The following is a 24,320-nucleotide window of genomic DNA, read 5'->3' as shown; positions in this document are numbered from 1 at the left end:
TAGTGTCAAACCTATCATTAGTCATGTGAATACCTACCTCACCTTTTCTACCTGACTAAAATGAGTTTGCAAGCTTTGTCTTCGTAAACGTGATGTGCTCTGACCAGGAAACAAAAAGGCACTCTACAATTAGAGCGCCTTCATTTATTACGAGCGGTTGTTGCTCGCCAGCTAATTTTAAAGCTAAGTCAACAAGTTAAAATGCTGAATGGTACATAGCTAGGTATTCTTTAGCCGCATCTTCCCAACTAAAATCTTGCTGCATCGCATAAAGCTGAACACGCTTAATTTCAGATGGGTTTTGTGCGTAAAGCAGTAATGAACGATGTAACACAGCCAATAACGCTTGCGGTGTTGGCTCTTCAAAAGCAAACCCAGTCGCGACTTCAGGATCCTCATCGTAATCATTCACGCTGTCTTTTAAACCTCCCACAGAACGAACAATCGGCAAAGTACCGTAAGCCATGCTGTAGATTTGGTTTAAGCCACACGGTTCAAATTCCGAAGGCATCAAGAAGAAATCAGAGCCTGCTTCAACCAAGTGCGCAAGTTCATTATTGTACGCTTCCACGAACGAGAACTTATCTGAGTGAAGCGCTGATAGCTCTTTCAATTGACTCGCTAAAACCGGATCGCCAGTACCGACAATCACGATCTGCAGATCATTTTTCAAAAACTGTTCGATGATAGGCAGTAAGTAATGAACACCTTTTTGATTCGTCAAGCGACAAACCATGCCATAAACCGCGCAGTCGGCAACGGGTAAACCTACATCTTGTTGCAGTTTTTGCTTACAAGCTGATTTTCCGCGAGCCATGCTGTGCTTGGTCGCTTTGTATTTACGAGGTAGGAAAGCATCAGTTTCCGGATTCCAAGCCCCGTAATCACACCCATTCAAAATGCCGAACAGATCAGCCGATCTGTGTTGGAATTCTGCAGCCATACCGTGGCTACCTAATTCCGTTTTCAACTCTTCTGCATAGGTAGGACTTACTGCGTTCACTTTATCCGCGCACATCACGCCAGCTCTTAGCATAGTGACATGAGTGTCACTCACTGAAGCTTCAGGCGCATGGTAACTGTGCATCTCTGGCAGGAATTGAAGTTCATCGTATGCGAACACACCTTTGAAAACCGCATTGTGAATCGAGATAACACTGCGCGTATTTTCAAAGAAATCGTGTTGTTGGTAACGCGATTTAAGCAAGAAAGGTACGAAACCAGTATGCCAGTCATTTGCATGAATGATATCCGGTTGGAAGCCAAGCTTAGGAAGCATATCAAGACAGGCTGCACTAAAGAACGAGAAGCGCTCTCCGTTATCAGCATAAGCTTGATTGTTTTCTGCGTACATTTCCGGGCGGTCGAAATACTTGGCACATTCAATACCAAAAACTGGAACGCCTTCTACACTCAGTTTTTTAACTTGATAAGCCGTATGAGGCCAATGATCGAGTTCAGTCGATAAAATAACTTCTGCTGAATCAATGTTTGGAATGTTTCTATATGCGGGGATAGTCACTCGAACGTCCTGTTCGAGTGTTTGCAACGCTTTCGGCAGTGCCTTGGCTACATCAGCCAAGCCACCACTTTTAATCAAGCCTTCAACTTCAGACGCTACAAAAAGTACCGAGAGAGTCTTAGTAACCAACTCGTGCTCCTTTAGAAATCACTACAACACCATCGTCAGATACGTGGTAATGCTTTTTGTCTTCTGTCAGATTCACACCAATCTGTGTACCCGGTGCGATATCTGCATCTTTATCAATGATAACGCGGCGCAAGATACAACCCTCACCCACTTTTACATCACCGAGTAAGATACTTTCGCTAATATCACACGCTGATGCGATATTGCTGCGGAAGCCCAGTACACTCTTTTCAATACGCGAACCACGTACATAACTACCGCTACACACAAGGCTATCAATGATCTGAATTCGACCATTTGCCGAATCAGTAAACGTAGCTGGTGGTAGTGGCGGGTAATAAGTGTGTAGAGGCCATTTACGGTTGTATAGCGAGAATGGCGCATCTTTCTTAAGAAGGTCCATGTGCGCTTGCCAGTACGCGTCAATCGTACCTACATCGCGCCAGTAAACTTCTTCTTTCTCACCAGTAATACGGTTGGTGCTGAAATCATAAACAAACACGTCACCACGTGGGAACATGTTTGGAATAATGTCTTTGCCGAAATCGTGTGTCGAACCTTCTCTATCAGCATCTTCCGTTAGTTCAGCAAAAAGCTCTTTCGCTTCGAACACGTAGTTGCCCATTGAAACGAGCGCTGATTCTGGATCGCCCGGAATCGACTTCGGATTTGCAGGTTTCTCTTCAAAGCCAATCATACGGCCGTCAGCATCAACCTCAATAACACCGAATTCTGATGCTTCAGCAAGCGGCATGCGCAATGCTGATACTGTTAGAGCCGCTTTCTTCTCTTTATGGAAATCAAGCATCTGTTTGATGTCCATCTTATAGATATGGTCTGAACCAAAAATACATACTTGATCAGGTTCTTCCAACTCCATAAAGCCCATGTTTTGGTAGATAGCATCTGCTGTGCCTTCATACCAACGCTTTCCTTTACGCATTTGCGCAGGAATTGGGTCGATAAAACGGTCTGTTATACCACTGATATTCCAGCCTTTTTTCATATGGTGGAACAGTGACTGTGACTTAAATTGTGTTAATACGTAGATCTTCATTAGATCAGCATTAACGAAGTTGTTCAAAGCGAAATCAATTAAGCGGTAACTACCACCGAAAGGAACCGAGGGTTTGCTGCGAGATTCAGTTAAAGGTCTTAAGCGAGAGCCTTCACCACCAGCAAGAATCATTCCCAATACACCAGCCATTTTATTCTCCATATATCTATAGCTTGTCGATGTTAGTACTCGTAGAGGTATCTTCCTCAGGGGGATGAGCACCAACACTTATTTCGGTATTTAGCGAATATCCATTCACATACAGTGACAATATCCTAAGCCAAACGTTGTTATGTGTGCACTATTCTTTGCACTTGGTTTTATATACGTTATCGACTTTTCGGCCGAATTCAATTTTTAATACGCCATTCTGTGGTACGTAAGCTGATTGCTTTCCTAAGACTTAAAGCAGCTCACACTACACCGTCCAGACGAAACATTACATTAACACCCGACACACATCAGGTATACAACTAAACGCTGATCTGTGAGTTACAATATTTTAATTAAGTTACATTCTCGTTAAAGTTGCATAAGAAGATATAATTAATTAACACCATTTATTTCGCGGTGTGAATTTAATAAATTCCCGCCGACGAAACACAAAGTCAACAAGTTGCATAATTAGTCATATTGAGATCAAAAAAAAGCAGCCATTAGGCTGCTTTTCATCAATAACGTTCAGTTACTTCTCTTTCGGCTTTTTACGCTTATCCGTAACTTCCCACTTACCGTCGATGTACAACGCAGTCCAACCGGACGGTTTTCCATCGACTTCAGTACGAACGTAGTTTTCTTTAGTCTTACGACTAAAACGAACCACTGTCGGCTTACCATCAGGGTCAGCAACTGGCGCTGATGCTAGGTATTGGAACTTAGGTGAGATACGGTCTTTAAAACGAACCAACTCTTCCACTAATGGTGCACGTGTTTCACGTGATTTAGGGAAGTTGCTCGCAGCCATAAATAGACCAGAAGCACCATCACGAAGAACAAAGTACGCGTCTGAATTTTCACAAGGAAGTTCAGGGAAATGCACCGGGTCTTCTTTTGGTGGCGCAACTTCACCATTTTTCAGAATCTTACGAGTGTTCTTGCAATCTTCACTCGTACAGTCCATGTATTTACCAAAACGACCGTTCTTCAGAACCATGTCAGAACCACACTTGTCACACTCAACAAGTGGACCATCGTAGCCTTTCACTTTAAATTCGCCGTGCTCAACCACATAACCTTCACAGTTCGGGTTGTTACCACATACGTGCATCTTACGCTTATCATCAATCAGATAAGCATCCATTGCCGTTTCACAAATAGGACAACGCTTTTTAGCTCGAAGTGCTGCTGTTTCAACGTCTTCTTCAAGCACGTTGATAATGCCTTCTTCATCACCAAGGTTGATTGTTGTCTTACAACGCTCTTTTGGTGGAAGTGCATAGCCAGAACAACCAAGAAATACGCCTGTCGAAGCAGTACGAATACCCATTTTACGGCTACAAGTCGGACACTCAATATCGGTTTCCACGATATGATTTGGCTTCATGCCACCAGCGTCTTCATCAAGATCCGCTTTTTCCAAATCGCCAGTAAAGTCTTCGAAGAAGTTATCTAGCACGCCTTTCCAGCTTGCTTCGCCTTCTGCGATTTGGTCCAACTTCTGCTCCATACGAGCAGTGAAGTCGTAGTTCATTAGGTCATTGAAGCTGCCGTCTAGACGGTCAGTAACAATTTCACCCATCTTCTCAGCATAGAAACGACGCTGTTCAACTTTTACATAACCACGATCTTGAATCGTCGAGATGATTGATGCGTATGTTGAAGGACGACCAATACCACGCTTCTCAAGCTCTTTAACTAGCGCCGCTTCAGTGAAACGAGCCGGTGGCTTAGTGAAGTGCTGCTTAGGGTCTAACGCGATCAGATCAAGCTTGTCGCCGATCTGTACTGCTGGAAGGATAGTATCTTCGTTCTTACCCATTGGACGCTGAACACGAGTCCAACCATCAAATTTAAGGATACGACCTTTCGCTTTCAACGTGTACTCATCGGCTTTAACGCTTACTGTCGTTGAATCGTATTGAGCTGGTGTCATTTGACACGCAACGAATTGATTCCAAATTAGCGAGTAAAGCTTGTGTGCGTCTCCGTCTACGCCGTTTAGGTCTTCCGACTTAACATCTACACTTGAAGGACGAATCGCTTCGTGGGCCTCTTGAGCGCCCTCTTTGCTGCCGTATACAAGTGCTTTAGGTGGAAGGTATTGCGCGCCATACTCAGAACCAATGTATTCACGAGCGGCTTCTACAGCTTCTGAACTCAAGTTAGTAGAGTCAGTACGCATATAAGTGATGTAACCCGCTTCATACAGGCGTTGAGCCAGCATCATGGTTTTCTTTACGCCATAACCAAGACGGGTACTCGCCGCTTGTTGCAGCGTCGACGTGATGTAAGGCGCAGACGGCTTACTCTTTGTTGGGCGGTCTTCACGTTTACATACTTCGTATTGCGCTTTTTCTAAAACGCTAACAGCAGCTTGTGTTTGCGCTTCGTTTTCAGGTTTAAACGCAACACCGTCTTTCTGTGCTACTTGCAGTCTGAAGTCGGTTTTCTCTGCTGTTTTAGTATCAGCATGCACATCCCAGAACTCTTCAGGGATAAAGGCGTTGATCTCGCGCTCACGCTCTACCAGTAGTTTTACCGCTACTGATTGAACACGGCCAGCGGACAGGCCTCGTGCTACTTTTTTCCAAAGCAGAGGTGATACCATAAAGCCAACAACACGGTCCATAAAACGTCGTGCTTGTTGTGCGTTTACGCCATCAATATTTAACTCACCTGGAGTTTCGAAAGCTTGTTGAATAGCATTCTTGGTGATTTCGTTAAAAACCACTCGCTTGTATCGCGTTTCATCGCCACCGATGATCTCACGAAGGTGCCATGCGATAGCTTCTCCTTCGCGGTCCAAATCGGTTGCGAGATAAACATGGTCTGCGTTCTCAGCCAGTTTTTGCAATTCAGCGACGACTTTCTCTTTACCAGGTAGGATTTGGTAATTCGCTTCCCACTCTTTATATGGGTTGATACCCATCTTTTTAATAAGAGCTTTGCGATCTTTTTCTTTCTTGATACGAGCTTTGTCTTCTGGGCTCATACCCTTGGTTGAAACTGCAGCAGCCTTTTGACCAGTACTTTGACCCGCCGTTGGTAAATCACGTACGTGACCTACACTCGACTTAACGACAAAGTCTTTGCCAAGATATTTATTGATAGTTTTAGCCTTGGCTGGCGACTCCACTATAACGAGCGATTTACCCATATTGACTCTAACGTCCTTAATCACGATGCTTCAGCACCAACAATTTAGCTTGTGGGCTTTTACGCATGATATTCTAAATTCATTGCTTCTTTTTTTACTATTGTGCGAGATTACTAGAAGATCAACCGCTTTTTTCAAAATTGGATCTGATCGCTCGACAATTCGACGACTCATAGATAAAAGGGTCACAATATAAAGAAGCTATAAAGTACTCACTAAGAATACTTGCAAGAGCCTATTCATCAGGCATTACGTCTAAACGGGCTCATACTAAGCTTGTCCGCGAATCTAACGCGAGCCCCATTCAATTATTTTTGCCGTAAATCACAAAATAAATTGTGGATGTTTGAAAAGACTCTCTTAATCGGTTGTGAAATCATTGAATTTCTAGTTCGACACCATAAACTCAACGTTATATTCAGTTATCAGAGATAAACTCATGACAAAGAAAGTAATAGCAGAATTTGATTTACTGCTTATCGCAAACCAAATTATCCAATCACATGATGACTACATTGAAGGCATGCGCGCAAACAGCGTAGTAGAAAAAGACGATGTACTCGTCTTCAAAGGTGAATACTTCTTAGACAGCAATGGAATGCCGACCGAGAATACAACCGCGGTATTTAACATGTTTAAATACTTAGCGCACCACCTTTCGAAAGAATTTACAATTCAGCAATAATTAAAAAGCTTGCCACTTAGGCAAGCTTTTTTGTTCCTAAACCTCTACATACTAAGCATTTTTATAGACTTAGCATTTTCAGCTTGTCGAAGTAATCAGGAAATGTCTTTGACGTACAACCTGGATCATTAATCGTCACAGGCGTATCGCTCAAGGCAACCAGCGAGAAACACATCGCCATACGGTGATCATCGTAAGTATCAATCGCCGCGTGAGTCAGTTCAGCCACAGGGTTAACAATGATGTAATCTTCACCCTCTTCGACCTCAGCGCCGACTTTACGTAGCTCTGTTGCCATTGCTGCCAAGCGGTCTGTCTCTTTCACACGCCAGTTGTAGACATTACGGATTGCCGTTGTGCCTTTCGCAAACAATGCAGTTGTCGCGATAGTCATCGCAGCATCTGGGATATGGTTATAGTCCATATCAATGCCTTTCAGCTCGCCACAACGAGAAATAACGTAGTCGTCACCCCATTCGATTTCCGCACCCATTTTCTCAAGCGCATCAGCGAATTGAATATCACCTTGGATACTGTTTTTACCAATACCAGTGACCTTAATCTCACCACCTTTGATAGCAGCGGCTGCAAGGAAATATGACGCAGATGATGCATCACCTTCAACCAAGAAATCACCCGGTGCCGAGTAAGATTGCCCGGTAGGAATGACAAACTCTTGGTAATCATTATTGATCACGTCCACACCAAATTGCTTCATGATGTGCAGCGTAATATCGATGTAAGGTTTAGAAACCAATTCACCGTCAATTTTAATGGTCACTTCACCTTCAGCTAAAGGCGCAGCCATCAAAAATGCCGTCAAGAATTGACTAGAGATAGAACCGTCGATAGAAACTGTACCGCTCTTCAGACCTGTACCTGTTATCTTCAATGGTGGGTAGTTTTCGTTCTCTAAGTATTCAACGTCGGCACCGGCTTCTCGCAGGGCCGTTACTAAGTGGCCAATTGGGCGCTCTTTCATGCGCGGCTCACCAGTAAGAACGTATTCACCGCGACCTAAACATAGTGCAGCCGCCAACGGACGCATCGCCGTACCCGCGTTACCTAAGAAAAGCTCTAGGGCTTTGTCACTTGAAAATGCACCACCAACACCTGTCACTTCACAAACGGTTTTGTCTGCAGACAACTGATAATCAACACCTAACTGGGTCAATGCATTCAACATATGACGAATATCATCACTGTCTAGCAAGTTTGTTAGGCGAGTGGTTCCCGTAGAAAGTGCAGCCAAAAGAAGTGCACGGTTGGAAACGCTTTTTGAACCAGGTAGGTTAACTTCCCCGTTCACTTTTTGAATTGGTTGTAACGTAAGGCTTTCCATTAAATCTTATAGTCCTTGTGCCACCCGAAGTCACTGGCGCGTATTTATTTTCGGGTGATGAATAATTCTTCGTACTTGCAGACTAACGAACTTTTCCAACGAACTCCAGAGCTAATCCCGCTCAAACCGGTGATTAATTAGCCAATCAATCGTATTTACATACTAGTACACGAGATCGACTCGAACACCATCTGAAAAATAGAGAATTCGTACATCATCGCCTCGGTTGAACAGCATCGAGTTATCGACATCTTGGATAATGTTAACCAACTTGTCGTCTTTGGTTTTGACCAATAACTCGACCAGTTTGTACTCGACTTTATATTGTGTGTTACCTCGGTTACGAGCAATACCCGCGCCCGCTACTGCACCGACGGCCGTCGCCACTTCTTTACCGGTGCCGCCGCCAAACTGATTACCAATCAAGCCACCAATCGCCGCACCTAACAAGGTTTCCCAACCATTCGCTTTCGACTCAACGATCTCTTGCTGCGTGATGTATCTGACCGTATCAATCTCACCATAAACCACCTCGTTTACTGGTCGAGCTTGGTTTCTGTTGTAAGCTGCATTTGCCAACATGGGCAAAACAAGTAAAATCCAAAGCAACTTCTTCATGGTAAAACTCCTAAAGACCTCTTGGTCAGTGATTAATCTGTAATGCGGTACTTATGACTATATACCTAACCGAACTTGATACTACTAGTATAGAGTTTCCTTCGCCTTTCGACGCGCTTGATGAACCCAACGGTCTGCTCGCCTTCGGTGGTGATTTATCACCAATGCGAATTTTAAACGCTTATAGCCAAGGTATATTTCCATGGTATGGCCCAGGTGAGCCTATACTTTGGTGGAGCCCTGCACCGCGAGCGGTATTTAATCCTAAGACATTCGAACCGTCAAAAAGTCTTAAAAAGTTTCAAAGAAAGCACAATTACCGAGTCAGCATCAACCAAGCGACGGACAGAGTAATTGGTTATTGCTCTTCACTAAGACCCGAAGAAGAAACCTGGCTAAACAGCGACATGCAGTCAGCCTACCGCAAACTCGCTTCATTAGGTTTCTGCCACTCGGTTGAGGTTTGGCAAGATGATGAACTGATCGGTGGACTTTACGGCTTACAAAGAGGCCAAGTCTTTTGCGGTGAATCGATGTTCAGCCTGAAGACCAATGCCTCTAAAATTGCGCTGTGGTACTTTTGTGAACACTTTACACAATTCGGCGGACAACTGATTGATTGCCAAGTCATGAACCCTCACTTGGAATCCTTAGGTGCTATTGAGGTTGATAGGGATGAATTCCTAGGTTCTCTGCAATCACTCAAAGAGTTCTCCGTTAACGATGCATGCTTTAAAACCCAATGGCTAAAGGAAATGCCTTAATGAATCCAGATTTACAACAAATCAGAATTGGATTAACAGACAATCACGCTTGCAGCTACTTACCTCACCTCGAAGAAAGAGTGGCGGTCACGCTTGATGAACACATGCACACCTCAGATAACTATGAAGTTCTGCTTGCGAATGGATTTCGCCGCAGTGGAACGACCATTTACAAGCCACATTGCGATAATTGCTCAGCATGCCAAGCAATTCGTCTTTCAATTCCTGAGGTAAAGCTCTCCAAAAGCCAACGACGGATCCTGAACAAAGGGAAATCACTGCGCTGGGAGCTGAAAGATGAGATGGATGACAACTGGTTTGACTTATACAGTCGCTATATCACCGCTCGTCACCGTTCGGGAACCATGTACCCACCCAAGAAAGAAGAGTTTCTACAATTCTCTAAAAATGAGTGGCTTACTACAAAGTTCATGCACATCTATGAAGAGAACAAGTTGGTTGGTATCGCCGTAACCGACATCATGGCTCACTGTACGAGCGCGTTTTATACCTTCTTCGATCCTGATATAGACATTTCGATGGGAACACTTGGCGTTTTATTTCAGATCCAACATGCCCAGAAAGAGCAAAAACAATGGTTATATTTGGGTTATCAAATCGATGAATGCCCTGCGATGAACTATAAAGTACGATTTCAACGTCATCAAAGGCTAGTAAATCAGCGGTGGCAAGGGTAGAATACGCGACAACTTTACATATTTTGATTTTAACGGCACAATCAAGCCGTTGAAAACCGCCAAATTTCGAAAGAGGATTAGATGGCTAAAGAAGACGTAATCGAGATGCAAGGCACTGTCCTTGATACTCTACCAAACACAATGTTCCGTGTTGAGCTTGAAAACGGTCACGTAGTGACAGCACACATCTCTGGTAAAATGCGTAAGAACTACATCCGTATTCTTACTGGTGATAAAGTAACTGTTGAGATGACTCCATACGACCTTTCTAAAGGCCGCATCGTCTTCCGTGCTCGTTAATTTTTAATTAGCGAATACAATAAGAAGCGGAGCTTAAGGCTCCGTTTTTTATTGCCTGAACGTTTTACTACACAAGTACATCAATCTCACATCTCGCATCTCACATCTGATGTGACCCCATAAAAGTAGACACTTAATACAGAGCATTGAGTGTCATGAAAGTAAAATCACAAAGACAATATACAGACGAATTTAAACGAGAAGCTGTTCAGCGATCTCTCGATTCTTCTGATACCGTTAAGTCAGTAGCACTATCCTTAGGAATATCGCCGGTGCTACTTTCTAAATGGAGATGCCAAATGACATCGAAAAAGACTAACTCCCTCCCAATACCTAACCACGGCCCCGAAAAATCCTTTGCACAACTGGAGAAAGAGATCCGTCAATTGAAAAAGAAGCTTGAGATGGCAGAGCTGGAGAATGATTTCTTAAAGGAAGCGAAGGCTTTCTTCGACAGCCAAAAAGAATAAGGTTCGAGTATATCCTTAAGAAGGCCAGTGTGAAGCTTCCTGTCATACGACTATGCCAATGGTTGGGTGTTTCTAAAGCGGGTTATTACAAGTGGCTAACAAGGAAACCATCGAAGCGAGAGACAGACAATGAGTCTTTAAGTCACTACTTGAGGAGAGAAAGCAAAGCTCAGTATTGTATTCCAGGCTATCGAAAGCTTTGGGAAGCAGCGGTCGCTAACGGCTTTATTTGTAATAAAAAGCGAGTACAGAGGCTTCTGCAGAATATGGGCTATCGCTCTTGCGCGAGCAAGAAGCGATATGGACGAGCACCAAGACAAAATACGCTTATACCTGCCTATAACATTCTTGCCCGTCAATTTAAGGTGGATAAACCCGATCGAGTTTGGGTGTCAGATATAACTCAGGTGCGCTGTACTGATGGTTGGCAATACCTGTGCGTCGTCTTAGATTTGTTTTCACGCAAAGTGATTGGTTGGTCGACAAGTCGCATTAATAACGCAAAGTTAGTGCTAAGAAGCCTGAATAAGGCTTGGAAACAAAGGCAGCCCTTAGGTCACGAGCTTTTGTTTCACTCCGATCAAGGTATACAGTATCGAGCGTTGGAGACGATCCGTTGGCACCGTAAACGAAAGATTAAAGTCAGCATGTCGAGAAAAGGAAACTGTTGGGACAACGCTTGTTCCGAAAGCTTCTTTGCGCAATATAAGAAAGAGTGGATGAACAACTTAGATCAGCTTTCACGACAAGAAATGACGATGCAGAGTCGAATTTATATCGATACCTATTATAATCCAGTAAGAAGACATGGGACTCTAGGTGGAGTGAGTCCCATGGACTTTGAACTAATCAACTAAACCCCTGTGTCTACTTTTTAGGGGCCATATCACATCTCGCATCTCGCATCTCGCATCTCGCATCTCGCATCTCGCATCTCGCATCTCGCATCTCGCATCTCGCATCTCGCAAGCATAAAAAAACGCACAACCGAAGTCATGCGTTTTATATTTGAGCCCTTGATTTATCAATCACTTCGTTAGTGCATAACCTCTTCTTTAGCACCAACATAGATGAAATCCAATTCGTCTTTTTTCAGGGATACTTTAACCGTACCGCCATCAACCAAGCTACCGAACAGTAACTCGTTAGCAAGTGGTTTCTTAAGCTTCTCTTGAATCACGCGCCCCATTGGACGAGCACCCATGGTCTTGTCATAGCCTTTATTAGCTAACCAGTGACGAGCATCCTCAGAAACCTCTAAAGACACGCCACGAGCGTCCAGTTGAACCTGAAGCTCGACAATGAACTTATCAACTACTTGACTAATCACAGTTGGATCAAGACTGTTGAACCAAATGATATTATCAAGACGGTTACGGAACTCAGGAGTAAACACCTTCTTGATTTCGCCCATCGCATCTGGCGCATGATCTTGTTGGATCAGGCCGATCGATTTCTTCTCGGTTTCAGCCACACCTGCGTTGGTCGTCATCACTAGAATCACATTGCGGAAATCCGCTTTACGACCATTGTTGTCAGTTAGCGTGCCGTTATCCATTACCTGCAGTAGCAAGTTAAAGATATCTGGGTGAGCTTTCTCGATTTCATCCAGTAACACAACAGAGTGCGGGTTCTTGATTACGGCATCCGTTAGCAGACCACCTTGGTCGTAACCAACATAACCAGGAGGCGCACCGATCAAGCGGCTCACAGAGTGACGCTCACCGTACTCAGACATATCAAAGCGCAGAAGCTCAATACCCATCAACTTAGACAGCTGAACAGTCACCTCTGTTTTACCGACACCAGTAGGACCAGCAAACAAGAATGAACCAACAGGTTTATTGTCTGCACCCAACCCAGCACGGGTTAGCTTAATCGCTTCACTCAATACATCGATTGCAGGGTCTTGTCCGAATACCAACATTTTCATGCGGTCATCCAGTTTCTGCAGCGTATCTTTGTCTGAAGACGATACTGACTTTTCAGGAATACGCGCCATTTTCGCAACCATTGACTCAATATCAGCCACGCTTACCGTTTTCTTACGACGGCTTGCAGGTGCCAAACGGCTACGAGCGCCCGCTTCATCGATTACGTCAATGGCCTTATCTGGAAGGTGACGTTCATTAATGTATTTAGCTGACAGTTCCACAGCGGCACGCAACGCTTTGTTGGTGTAGCGCACTTCGTGGTGAGCTTCGTATTTTGGCTTCAAGCCGATCAGAATCTTGGTTGTATCGTCTAGCGATGGCTCGATAATATCGATTTTCTGGAAGCGACGAGCTAAAGCACGCTCCTTCTCAAAAATACTGCTGTACTCTTGGTACGTTGTTGAACCGATGCAACGTAATTTACCACTGCTTAGTAGTGGTTTAATTAAGTTTGCCGCATCAACCTGACCACCCGATGCAGCACCCGCACCAATAATGGTGTGGATCTCATCGATGAACAGAATCGCGTCTTCTTCTTTCTCCAGTTGCTTAAGAATCGCTTTAAAACGTTTCTCAAAGTCACCACGATACTTGGTTCCTGCTAGCAGTGAGCCAATATCTAGAGAATAAATCACGCTACTCTGAATGATTTCAGGCACTTGTCCTTCAACGATGCGCCATGCAAGACCTTCCGCGATGGCAGTTTTACCTACACCCGCTTCACCCACTAACAGAGGGTTGTTCTTACGACGACGACATAGAACTTGGATAGTACGTTCTAGCTCTTTGTCGCGACCGATTAATGGGTCAATATTGCCCTGCTTCGCTACTTCGTTAAGGTTAGTAGCAAAATTTTCTAAACGGTCTTCGGAGTTAGCTTCTTCAGCATTTTCTGCACCACCAAATGAATCAGATGATGAAGGGCTGTCGCCTTCGTTGCTGGCTTTAGTAATACCGTGTGAGATGAAGTTAACAATATCTAAGCGACTAATGTCGTTTTTCTTAAGAAGATATGCCGCGTGAGATTCTTGCTCACTAAAAATAGCCACAAGTACGTTAGCACCTGTTACTTCGCTGCGACCTGAAGATTGAACATGAAAAACAGCGCGTTGAAGTACTCGTTGAAAGCTCAACGTAGGCTGAGTTTCGCGAGTTTCGTCGCTTTCAGGGATAAGTGGGGTCGTTTGATCGATAAAAATATCGAGCTCATTGCGAAGAGCATCGAGATCAGCCTGACAAGCTTGGAGCGCTTCCTTGGCCGCATCATTTTCTAATAATGCTAGTAGGAGGTGTTCGACAGTCATGAATTCATGTCGCTTGTCTCGCGCACGAGCAAATGCGCCATTTAAACTCGTCTCTAATTCTTTATTTAGCATAAGTACCTCCTAAGGGAACAACAGTGTTGTTCGAGCAATTTATACTTGCTCCATTGTACATAGTAGCGGATGCTCATTTTCCTTTGAGTACATCGTGACCTGCGCTACCTTTGTTTCCGCTATTTCAGCACTGTATGTGCCGCATATAGCTTTACCTTCATAATGAACCTTGAGCATCACTTCCGTTGCTTTTTCGATATCTAGTGAGAAGAATCGCTCTAGGATCTCGATTACAAAGTCCATGGGCGTGTAGTCATCGTTATTCAACACAACGTTATACATCGCCGGTGGCTTTACTTTTGTTGCTTCTTTCTCCAGTAAATCTGAGCCTGGAGATGCCCATTCAAAGTTTCTGCTCATATCGCTTTGCTAAGGGTTATTTTTCGGAAGTCGTGAGTGTTTACCTAACTCAAATTTACCACATTCACGCTTTACGGTGTACTAAGAAACTGCACCGAGAAACAGTACCAAAAAATATTCCTCTATACTGAGCCTAATCCACCATTTCCATCGCTGCAAATAAAAGATCTCGATTAACAGGATTAACATATGTGATTGATTAAAAAGACGCCATAACTATTGATACTAACGATAAGATTACCGCTAAGTTACTATTTAGTTAATAGTTTGCAGTTAATCTCGAATGTGATTTGTTATTAAAATTAATCACTTTTATACCAATTTGCTATTGACTGTGCTCAATCATTAGCTACATTGGAGCTAAAAGGTTTTTTAATACATTTTTGCAACATGATTTAAAATCAGTAACACGCTTCAAAAATTAACAATAAGGAATAATTACGCAGGGTAGCGTTAATTTCCATAAGCAATGTACGAGATTCAAGCTATTAGCTGAAATTCTTTAGCTGGTAGGAATGATATCAATCGCACTTACAACAATTGATATAACAACGTTAGTAACAAAATGCATGAGGGATGTATAGCATGGCTACAGGTACAGTAAAATGGTTTAACAATGCCAAAGGGTTTGGCTTTATTTGTCCAGAAGGTGAAGACGGCGATATTTTCGCGCACTACTCCACAATACAAATGGAAGGTTATCGAACCTTAAAGGCTGGTCAGCAGGTCGACTATGAAGTAGAAAGTGGACCTAAAGGCTCGCATGCTAGCTCCGTTGTTCCTGTAGAAGGCAGCGCCGCAAAATAGGCGAATGCCAACTCATGTTAACCTCCGTCAGTCGTCATTAACGGCTGACAGGTAAACAGAATATTGAAACCGCTCATTTAATACCTGTAATACAGGCTTACGTGAGCGGTTTTTTCGTTTTGGGGCTATAAGGTTGCTCACTAGACCATTAGTTCACGGGTGTATTCTTATTAAGCTAGGTCTTGGGGGTATTACAAAAGAACAAAAAAAGACGCTTTAACGTTATCGTTAAAGCGTCTTTCGTTTTGACTTTATCTATGACTTAGCTGTCAGACTAAGCAACTCGTTAGCAAATCACCTTCATGACTGATTAACGATGAGTCCAATCACTATGCATCAATAAACGCGTTTAGCGTTGAGCTTGGTCGCATTAGTGTTGAAACCAATGCATCGTCAAGTAGGTAGTAACCACCTAAGTCGCCAGCCACACCTTGAGCGTTGTTCAGCTCTGCAACAATCACCTCTTCACTTTCAGCCAGTTGACTTGCCACACCTGCAAACTCAGCAGCAAGATCAGCGTCAACCGTTTGCTCAGCAAGCGCCTTAGCCCAGTATGCCGCTAGGTAGTAGTGGCTACCACGGTTATCAAGCTCACCCACTCGACGTGAAGGAGACTTGTTGTTATCAAGGAACTCACCCGTTGCTTTATCAAGCGCATCAGCAAGAACTTGTGCTTTAGCGTTACCTGTTACTACGCTCAGGTGCTCTAGAGATGCGGCCAATGCCAAGAATTCACCTAGGGAATCCCAACGCAGGTGGTTTTCTTTCTCTACTTGTTGAACATGCTTAGGAGCAGAACCGCCAGCACCTGTTTCAAACAGACCACCACCGTTCATTAGTGGAACAATCGATAGCATCTTAGCTGATGTACCAAGCTCTAGAATCGGGAACAAGTCTGTTAGGTAATCACGTAATACGTTACCAGTAACCGAAATTGTATCTAGGCCTTCTTTGATACGAACCAGTGAGTATTGAGTCGCTTCAAGTGGAGCAAGAATCTTAATTTCAAGACCATCGGTATCGTATTCAGGGAGGTACGCTTCAACTTTCTTAATAAGCTGAGCATCGTGCGCGCGTGACGCATCTAGCCAAAATACCGCTGGAACACCCGATGCACGAGCACGAGTTACCGCAAGCTTAACCCAGTCTTGGATTGGTGCATCTTTAACCTGACACATACGGAAGATATCGCCTTCCTCTACTTCTTGCTCTAGAAGCACAGCGCCTGAAGCGTCAACAACTTGAACCTGACCAGCAGCTTCAAGGATGAAAGTCTTATCGTGAGAACCGTACTCTTCCGCTTTTTGAGCCATCAAGCCAACGTTTGGTACGCTACCCATCGTTGTAGGGTCGAACGCGCCGTTCTCTTTACAGAAATCAATAACCGCCTGGTAAATGCTCGCGTAGCTACGATCTGGGATCATTGCTTTGGTATCTTTTTGCTTACCTTCTGGATCCCACATTTGACCAGAAGAACGCAACATTGCCGGCATAGATGCATCCACAATGATATCGCTTGGTACGTGTAGGTTAGTAATGCCACGGTCCGAATCAACCATCGCTAGTGGTGGTTGAGTCTCGTATACCGCTTGCAGGTCAGCTTCGATTGCTTCTTTTTGATCTTGAGGAAGCGCTGCAATCTTCGCGTATACATCACCGATGCCGTTATTCACATCAACACCTAGCTCTTCAAACAGCTGACCGTGTTTAGCGAATACGTCTTTGTAGTAAACCTTAACCGCGTGACCAAAGATCACTGGGTCAGATACTTTCATCATCGTCGCTTTCATGTGAAGAGAAAGCAGTACACCTTGCTCTTTAGCCGATGCGATTTCTTTTTCAAAGAACGCAACCAAAGCGGCCTTATTCATCACTGACGCATCAATGATCTCTTTATCTTGCAGTGCAAAAGCTGGCTTCAATGTTTTCTTCGCGCCATCTTTGCCAACGAATTCAATGCTAACTTCTGTAGCACCTTCAATGGTTACTGACTTTTCGCTACCGAAGAAGTCTTTGTCGTCCATACTTGAAACGTGCGACTTAGAATCTGCAGACCAAGCACCCATTGAGTGTGGGTTCTTCTTCGCGTAGTTTTTAACTGAAAGTGGAGCACGGCGATCCGAGTTACCTTCACGTAACACAGGGTTTACTGCACTGCCTTTGATTTTGTCGTAAGTCGCTTTAACAGCTTTCTCTTCGTCGGTATTTGCTTCTTCTGGGTAATTAGGAAGTGCGTAACCTTTTGACTGTAGCTCTTTGATCGTTGCTTGAAGCTGAGGTACTGATGCAGAGATGTTTGGAAGCTTGATGATGTTCGCTTCTGGTGTCTTAGCCAATTCACCTAGTTCTGCTAATGCATCACCAATACGTTGCTCTTCGTTCAAGTAGTCAGGGAAGTTGGCAATAATGCGCCCTGCAAGTGAAATGTCGCGAGTATCAACGTTAATACCAGAAGAAGCTGTAAAAGATTGAATGATAGGCAGCAGAGAGTATGTTGCTAGAGCCGGAGCTTCGTCTGTAATGGTATAGATGATCGTTGGTTTTTCAGTAGGCATGAAATTTCCCTATAGTTCTTACAAGCTCATTTAAAGTAGTGAGCGTGTTATAAATTGACCAGTAAGCCACTCTAAGAGTGAAAACTGCTTACTCGATAGTCGTACTCTATCTTATTTTTCATACAATCTTGATGACAGCATGAACCAAATCCGTGAGTGCGTTGTTATAATAAAACACGAAGGTATAATTAAACAAATCAGGCTTAAGAGTCCATCAACTTGTTCTATTTTGTGTCTTTTAGGCGCGCAAATGATAGCTCAATTCCGTTTCAGTGAAAACTTTTCAGCACACTTCGTTTACATTTTTGCAAGGTAGTTAACATGTCTACTCGCTCACGCAGCGCATCTCGTTCAGACAAACCGGCTCGTTCTGGTGCAACATTAAAACAAAGCGGTAATAGACAAAGCCGAAGCAGTGATAAGAATAACACTGGCAATTCGCACAAGAAATCTCACTCCAGTAAGCACCGATATAAAGGCAAGCCTACCAATACAAAACCTAAAGTAGCGCTCGAAGATCGCAAAGTAATTCTGTTCAACAAGCCTTTCGATACTCTAAGCCAATTTACAGATGGCGAAGGGAGAAAAACGCTAGCGGACTTTATTCCTGTGAAAGACGTTTATGCTGCAGGTCGCCTCGACCGCGACAGCGAAGGGTTAATGGTCTTAACCAATGATGGGATATTTCAAGCTAAGCTAACTCAACCAAACTCAAAATCCCCAAAGACTTACTGGGTACAGGTTGAAGGCGCACCTTCTGAGGAAGATTTAGATAAATTGAGAAAAGGTGTCGAACTAAAAGACGGCATGACACTACCGGCTCAAGTCGAAGTGATGCAAGAACCTGAAGTGTGGGATAGAAATCCTCCAGTCCGCTTCAGAGCCGCGATACCGACAACATGGTTGGCTATTACAATCATTGAAGGACGTAACCGTCAGATAAGACGAATGACAGCCAATATCGGCTTCCCTACCCTACGTCTTATCCGTTACTCAATGGGCAACATGAATGTCGGCCAGCTGCAGCCTGGAGAGTGGAAAGAGATTTAACTCGTAGCAATATATTAAAGCGAGATTTACGTCTCGCTTTTTTGTACGTGAAGATTGATTACTCTTGATCAATCATCCATTTACGGAATACTTTACGGTCTTCTTTTGAAGTGCTCAGATACAAAGCTTTAAGTTGTTTCAAAGACTCCGATTTATCTACAACCTGAGCAGATGTGTTAGCCGTTAAACCTTCAGCGTTTACTAGCGTGTTTTCTTCTAAACTTGTAGCATTAACCTTAACTGCAGGACGAACTTGGTTTTCTACAACTAAATAACTCATGGTTACAGCAGCAGCAGCACCAACTTTATTATATTCTGTAGCTTCTTCAGAATAACTTCTATTTAGTTGAACTCCGTCACTAGCTAAAATGTCTTCATTTTTGATTAAGGCTTGTCCTTGCTTGTTTTTAATTTCCCAATTCAAGTTTCCAATGTTTTCTTGAGCAGAACGCAAGTTTTTAAACTCAGGCATAGATAAGGTAAGTTCTTCGTTTTTTGCCTCAAATTTAGCGATAATAACAGAACTGTAGACTTTCCTTTGATTATCTCTTTCATCAAATACTGGTTCATATTGAAAAACGATTTGGTTTTCACCGTCAGGTAAAAGCACTGTCTTATCTGCAGAAAACAACCCTTGTTCAAAGTCAGGAGCACTCATGTTTACTGAAAGTAAATTTACATTTTCAGGGACATCCAATATTACTTCGGCATCAACTACTGTAGAAGCAACTAACAGCCCCAAAAAAGAATATTTGAAACTTTGCATTATTGTATCCATCCTTATAAAAAATAGGCAAAAAAAAGCCCAACTCTATGTTGGGCTTTTTCTAACAATATATCAAATTACCAGTAAACACGAGCACCGATACCGAAATTGTTTTCGCCATCAACAGTCTGAGGCGCTACAACCATATCACTACCTTGAGCGTTGAAACCTAGAGTACTACCGTCTGCATAACCATACTCAGCATAAACACGTGCCCAGCTAGCGTACTTGTATTCAGCACCAACGTAAACAACGTTGCTATCTTCTAATAAATCGTGATCTTGAGACACGAACTCATAACCACCATATACTGTTGTTTTATCAGCAACGCCATACGTAGCAGCTACTGAGAAACCTGTTTGGTCTGCTTTATCAATAGCAGATTCAACAGAAGATGCCGCAACAGTTGCACCAACTGTTAGAACATCTTTAGAGTACTCAACAGTACCTTCGTAGTATGTGTTCTCAAGGCCTGTAAAACCAGAACCAGCTACATCATCAGTTGTTTGACCACCACCAACGTGGATATTTACGTCACCAACAGAAAAACCAACGTAAAGTTCAGCTAGCTCTTGATTAGAATCATCTTCTGCTAATCCGTATCCTGCTTTTACCCAGAAGTTGTCAGAATCGTAAGAGTACTTTACTTGTGAGTCATGAAGAGCACCGTTCAAAGTAGAGTAAAGCAGTGCAGAACCACCAAAGAAGTATGAGTAATCAGCGCCGTATACATCATCTGATGTAGTCCATTGCTTACCAAATTTGATTGTTCCCGCTTGATCGCTGCTAAAGCCAAAAATGTGGTTACGTACATACATGTCGCCACTATCTTTCAATGCAAATTCTACTTTACCAAGAACTTTAAGATCATCAGATACATTATATTGAGCGTCAACACCAGCACGCGAAGAACCAGAACCTAATTTGGCATCTTGCCCGTCTAGGAACTTAAGCTCTGTACGTAGTTGACCGTAAAAGTCTACTGCGCCGTCTTCTGATTTATAAATTTCCGCTGCGTTTACTGAGCCTGCTGCTGCAACAACTGCAAGTGCTAATAGAGTCTTTTTCATAATAAATCCACTGCCTTTTCTAAGAATGGGAGATCCTTGCCCGGTTCCCTTTTATTTTTATGACTGGTCATTACCACTCTTTGTTGGTTAATCACCGTCACTAAATTTCGAGGTCTAGATTGCAAAAGATTATCCTGCGTGTCAAATAAACTAAAAACAAATCTAAAAAAAACACAAAGCAATCAAAATCAACCACTTACATTTTTTTTCATTGTTTTACGAGTAGCTTATCCTTAGTTTTATCAGGAAATATAATAATCCAAGAAAAGAACAAAACAGCATTTAACACCACAAACAACTCGCAAAAACGCCAAACTTCAGAATTTAACACCCACAAGCCAGTCTTTTTTAATATTTATATTTCGCAACATAAATAAAATAGTTAAGTTCCTGATGGTTCAGTTTTTTTTTGTGAACAAGATCTACCTTTGATTCAAAAGCAAGCTATTTCACCGTAAATGTACCGACTAGTGATATGTGCTACTATCCTCGCTCCGTTACGTAGGTCACAGTATGCTAACTACTAAAATTCAAAAATCTATTCGCACCAGTTATCAAAACCTCCAAGATCAGTTGGACAACTTTGTACCTCGTCGTGCTCAAAATTACCTTGTTGCAGAAATAGCGAAGACACTTTGTGGTCAATACCACAAAAGTAATCGTATGATTGTTGCAGAAGCGGGAACAGGAATCGGGAAATCACTAGCCTATCTCATGGCTACTATTCCAGTAGCAGTGCTCAATAACCGAAAAATAGTTATTTCAACAGCTACCGTTGCGCTACAAGAACAGCTCGTCAATAAAGATCTCCCTCTGTATCGAAGACTGACTGATCGAGAGTTTTCTTTCATATTAGCGAAGGGTAGACAGCGTTATTGTTGTTCCGAAAAGCTAGCCGCTGCCTGCGGGGTTGATGGCGGACAAATGGCCATGTTCGAATCTAAGCCGAAGAAAAAGGATATAGACCAACTGCAAACCATGTACCGCAGCCTAACCCAAGGTAAATGGGATGGTGACCGCGATTCGTGGCCAAAGCCAATCGACAACATGATTTGGCAGATGATTGTCAGCGATAAGCATAGTTGTAACAACAGTATGCCTACGCATAGAGACTGTCCTTTCCAGAAAGCGCGCTCAGAGCTAGATAAAGCAGACGTGATTATCGCTAATCACAGTTTAGTGATGGCAGATGCTGACCTAGGAGGCGGTGTGATACTGCCTGAACCAGAAAACAGCATCTATATATTCGATGAAGCTCACCATTTACCGCATGTAGCCAGAGATCACTCTTCTGCGGCTGCGAGCTTAAAAGGCGCGGCGTCGTGGTTGGAGCGTTTGAACCAATCCATCACTAAGCTTTCAGGCCTTGCAGACGAGAAACGTGTCCACCGATTTCGAAATGAACTGCAAGACTCAGTGCAACAGCTGATCCCTACCCTGACTCAAATGAGTAAACAGTTTGACGCTAACCACTTTGAAGACGGCTTGTATCGCTTCGAACATGGCGACTTACCTGAGTGGCTTGAGAATGAATCAAAAGATCTCAAGCAGCTCACGCAAAAGGCGAGCCAAGCCGTTGCGAAGATTGCAGACCTAATTGCAGAACGAGTTAAAGACGGTGAGCTTTCAGCAAAACTTGCAGAGCCTGCACTTGCAGAAATTGGCTTCTATATACAAAGAACAGAGAACCTTGCTCAAGTTTGGCGCTTAATGGCTGAACCGAAGAGAGAAAAAGGCGCCCCTTTGGCTCGTTGGCTCGAACTAAATAAAGAAAGTGAAGGCGACTTCGTTGTTAATGTTTCGCCACTGGAGGTGGGTTGGCAACTGGACCAGCAGATCTGGAGCCGCTGTGTGGGTGCCGTATTAGTATCTGCGACCATGAGGGCGCTCAACTCTTTCAGCTTTTTCTGTCATCAAGCAGGTATCAGCCAAAAAGCAGAAGATGGCGTACAGTTTTTGGCTTTGGCTTCACCGTTTGATTACCAGAATCAAGCTGAGTTGATCGTTCCGGCAATGAAGTACGAACCACAAGCACCTCAGTTTACCGAATATCTTATTGAAATTTTGCCTAAGGTAATAGAAGACAAAAAAGCCAATCTCGTTCTATTCTCTTCTTACTGGCAAATGAACAAAGTTGCAGAGGCTTTAGCAACAGATTTCGTTAAAAAGTCGTGGGCATTGCAGGTTCAAGGTGATACTTCACGAACTGAAATCCTAAAAAAACATAAAAAGCTAATAGACCAAGGTAAAACCAGCGTTCTTTTTGGAACTGGAAGCTTTTCTGAGGGTCTTGATCTACCGGGTGAGCTTCTTGAAAACCTCGTGATTACCAAGATTCCTTTTGGTGTTCCTACCTCTCCTGTAGAGCAAGCACATTCAGAATATATTGAATCACGCGGTGGTAACCCTTTTATGCAGATTACTGTTCCAGATGCGAGTAAAAAGCTTATCCAATCTGTGGGTAGACTACTGCGTAAGGAAAGAGATTCTGGTAAAGTCACGATCCTTGATAGACGCATAGTAACGAAGCGATACGGAAAGTCCCTACTCGATTCACTACCGCCTTTTAAAAGAACAATAAAATACTAATATCCCCTGCCCTCGAGGTAGTTATGGGCCTTCATCGCTAGGCCCTTGCATTCACAACCCAACATGACTAATCCATCGATTTTTCATGTGGCTGCCCTATCAGCCGATAACGAGAACACTAGCTACTTATGGAAATGATTGAGCCAACCATGTTGGTCATACTTGCTCTGGTTGCATTTGCAGCAGGCTTTATTGATGCTGTCGCAGGTGGCGGAGGGATGTTAACCGTTCCAGCTTTACTGTCACTTGGTTTACCGCCACACATCGCATTGGGTACTAACAAGCTTGCAGCAACCTTCGCTTCATCTACAGCTGCATTCACTTACTACCGTAAAAAGCTGTTCAAGCCTGAGTGTTGGGTCAATGCATTCATATCTACTTTAATCGGTGCGACAATCGGCACACTCACTGTTGATGCTATTAGCACAGAGTGGTTAGAGAAGGTATTGCCGTTAGTCATTCTTGCCGCTGCGGTCTATACCATTTTTCATAAGACTCCAGATGTGAGCCATAATGTGTCTCCTAAGCCTTGCCCTGTGCTTAAGAGAAAACAAAAGTACCAAGGATTCATTCTTGGCTTTTATGATGGGGTTGCTGGCCCAGGAACCGGCGCGTTTTGGACGGTAAGCTCTATGGCGCTTTATCGCTTAAACATCTTACTTGCCTCTGGTCTATCCAAAGCCATGAACTTTACCAGTAACTTTACCTCTTTGGTGACCTTCGCGATTCTTGGTCATATTGATTGGGTTCTAGGTTTAACCATGGGTCTTTGTTTAATGGCCGGAGCGTTTGTTGGTGCTCACTCTGCTATTCGTTTCGGTGCTACATTTATACGACCTGTGTTTGTTACCGTAGTAAGCGTACTTGCAATTAAACTGGCATACGAAGCTTGGTTTGTGAACTTATAGGCAT

At 43.4% G+C, this 24,320-nt stretch carries 19 protein-coding genes; 9 read left to right on the top strand and 10 right to left on the bottom strand.

Annotated elements, in window-relative coordinates; translation table 11 throughout:
* Nucleotides 1-196: 196 nt before the first annotated feature.
* From glgA to topA, 3 genes are all read right to left on the bottom strand, one after another.
* Nucleotides 197-1,651 (bottom strand): glycogen synthase GlgA, encoded by a 1,455-nt coding sequence (gene glgA, locus OCV20_RS05930; RefSeq protein WP_017067845.1) that lies wholly within the window; start codon nt 1,649-1,651, stop codon nt 197-199.
* Nucleotides 1,641-2,858, bottom strand: coding sequence for a glucose-1-phosphate adenylyltransferase (gene glgC, locus OCV20_RS05925; protein ID WP_017062102.1), 1,218 nt, complete (start codon nt 2,856-2,858; stop codon nt 1,641-1,643). Before glgC ends, glgA begins: the two co-directional genes overlap by 11 nt.
* 535 nt (nt 2,859-3,393) lie before the next feature.
* The gene (gene topA / locus OCV20_RS05920) at nt 3,394-6,024 is read right to left on the bottom strand and encodes a type I DNA topoisomerase (RefSeq protein ID WP_086775874.1); all 2,631 of its coding nucleotides are present in this window, start codon (nt 6,022-6,024) and stop codon (nt 3,394-3,396) included.
* A gap of 439 nt (nt 6,025-6,463) precedes the next feature.
* On the opposite strand from topA, the gene OCV20_RS05915 reads away from it, so the two are divergent.
* Entirely contained in the window at nt 6,464-6,709 is a 246-nt protein-coding gene (locus tag OCV20_RS05915; protein WP_017062104.1) for a YciN family protein, read from the top strand.
* Nucleotides 6,710-6,770: 61 nt separating this feature from the next.
* On the opposite strand, the gene aroA is transcribed toward OCV20_RS05915, so the two are convergent.
* Both aroA and OCV20_RS05905 read right to left on the bottom strand, forming a co-directional pair.
* Nucleotides 6,771-8,051, bottom strand: a complete 1,281-nt coding sequence (gene aroA / locus OCV20_RS05910) for a 3-phosphoshikimate 1-carboxyvinyltransferase (RefSeq protein ID WP_017062105.1) — start codon at nt 8,049-8,051, stop codon at nt 6,771-6,773.
* 162 nt (nt 8,052-8,213) lie between these two features.
* The gene (locus OCV20_RS05905) at nt 8,214-8,669 is read right to left on the bottom strand and encodes an outer membrane lipoprotein (RefSeq protein ID WP_004736438.1); all 456 of its coding nucleotides are present in this window, start codon (nt 8,667-8,669) and stop codon (nt 8,214-8,216) included.
* A 53-nt stretch (nt 8,670-8,722) separates the two neighbouring features.
* On the opposite strand from OCV20_RS05905, the gene aat reads away from it, so the two are divergent.
* The 4 genes from aat (at nt 8,723) to OCV20_RS05885 (ending at nt 11,758) form a co-directional block, all read left to right on the top strand.
* Nucleotides 8,723-9,433 (top strand): leucyl/phenylalanyl-tRNA--protein transferase, encoded by a 711-nt coding sequence (gene aat / locus OCV20_RS05900; RefSeq protein WP_086775873.1) that lies wholly within the window; start codon nt 8,723-8,725, stop codon nt 9,431-9,433.
* Nucleotides 9,433-10,131 carry an arginyltransferase gene (locus OCV20_RS05895; protein WP_086775872.1) on the top strand — a complete coding sequence of 233 codons (699 nt, stop codon included), beginning with the start codon at nt 9,433-9,435 and terminating at the stop codon, nt 10,129-10,131. Before aat ends, OCV20_RS05895 begins: the two co-directional genes overlap by 1 nt.
* An 81-nt stretch (nt 10,132-10,212) precedes the next feature.
* Entirely contained in the window at nt 10,213-10,431 is a 219-nt protein-coding gene (infA, locus tag OCV20_RS05890) for a translation initiation factor IF-1 (RefSeq protein WP_001040192.1), read from the top strand.
* A gap of 155 nt (nt 10,432-10,586) precedes the next feature.
* A protein-coding gene (locus tag OCV20_RS05885; RefSeq protein ID WP_108721736.1) for an IS3 family transposase occupies nt 10,587-11,758 on the top strand; the annotation gives its coding sequence in 2 pieces (ribosomal slippage) (nt 10,587-10,869 and nt 10,869-11,758; 1,173 coding nt in all).
* A 179-nt stretch (nt 11,759-11,937) separates the two neighbouring features.
* On the opposite strand, the gene clpA is transcribed toward OCV20_RS05885, so the two are convergent.
* Nucleotides 11,938-14,211 (bottom strand): ATP-dependent Clp protease ATP-binding subunit ClpA, encoded by a 2,274-nt coding sequence (gene clpA / locus OCV20_RS05880; protein WP_086775527.1) that lies wholly within the window; start codon nt 14,209-14,211, stop codon nt 11,938-11,940.
* Between the two features lie 39 nt (nt 14,212-14,250).
* The gene (gene clpS / locus OCV20_RS05875; RefSeq protein WP_004737430.1) at nt 14,251-14,571 is read right to left on the bottom strand and encodes an ATP-dependent Clp protease adapter ClpS; all 321 of its coding nucleotides are present in this window, start codon (nt 14,569-14,571) and stop codon (nt 14,251-14,253) included.
* Nucleotides 14,572-15,156: 585 nt separating this feature from the next.
* Here clpS and cspD point away from each other — a divergent pair.
* Nucleotides 15,157-15,378, top strand: coding sequence for a cold shock domain-containing protein CspD (cspD, locus tag OCV20_RS05870; protein ID WP_004736548.1), 222 nt, complete (start codon nt 15,157-15,159; stop codon nt 15,376-15,378).
* Nucleotides 15,379-15,707: 329 nt separating this feature from the next.
* Here cspD and OCV20_RS05865 read toward each other — a convergent pair whose 3' ends face one another.
* On the bottom strand, nt 15,708-17,933 hold the full coding sequence (locus OCV20_RS05865) for an NADP-dependent isocitrate dehydrogenase (RefSeq protein WP_086775528.1): 2,226 nt from the start codon (nt 17,931-17,933) through the stop codon (nt 15,708-15,710).
* Between the two features lie 321 nt (nt 17,934-18,254).
* On the opposite strand from OCV20_RS05865, the gene OCV20_RS05860 reads away from it, so the two are divergent.
* Complete coding sequence (locus OCV20_RS05860) at nt 18,255-18,983, top strand: pseudouridine synthase (RefSeq protein ID WP_086775529.1); 729 nt, start codon at nt 18,255-18,257, stop codon at nt 18,981-18,983.
* Nucleotides 18,984-19,041: 58 nt separating this feature from the next.
* Here the strand turns inward: OCV20_RS05860 and OCV20_RS05855 are convergent, their stop codons facing one another.
* Nucleotides 19,042-19,749, bottom strand: a complete 708-nt coding sequence (locus tag OCV20_RS05855; protein WP_086775530.1) for a DUF2057 family protein — start codon at nt 19,747-19,749, stop codon at nt 19,042-19,044.
* A gap of 77 nt (nt 19,750-19,826) precedes the next feature.
* Nucleotides 19,827-20,819, bottom strand: coding sequence for a porin (locus OCV20_RS05850; RefSeq protein ID WP_086775531.1), 993 nt, complete (start codon nt 20,817-20,819; stop codon nt 19,827-19,829).
* Nucleotides 20,820-21,332: 513 nt separating this feature from the next.
* On the opposite strand from OCV20_RS05850, the gene dinG reads away from it, so the two are divergent.
* Both dinG and OCV20_RS05840 read left to right on the top strand, forming a co-directional pair.
* Nucleotides 21,333-23,408 carry an ATP-dependent DNA helicase DinG gene (gene dinG, locus OCV20_RS05845; protein WP_017066711.1) on the top strand — a complete coding sequence of 692 codons (2,076 nt, stop codon included), beginning with the start codon at nt 21,333-21,335 and terminating at the stop codon, nt 23,406-23,408.
* A 128-nt stretch (nt 23,409-23,536) separates the two neighbouring features.
* A complete protein-coding gene (locus OCV20_RS05840; RefSeq protein WP_017062114.1) occupies nt 23,537-24,316 on the top strand; it encodes a sulfite exporter TauE/SafE family protein in 780 nt (259 codons plus the stop codon).
* Nucleotides 24,317-24,320 lie beyond the last annotated feature (4 nt).

It is taken from the genome of Vibrio coralliirubri (assembly GCF_024347375.1).
Lineage (GTDB): Bacteria > Pseudomonadota > Gammaproteobacteria > Enterobacterales > Vibrionaceae > Vibrio > Vibrio coralliirubri.
Note: the sequence above shows the minus strand (reverse complement) of the source record. Positions and strands in the feature narration are given on the sequence as shown.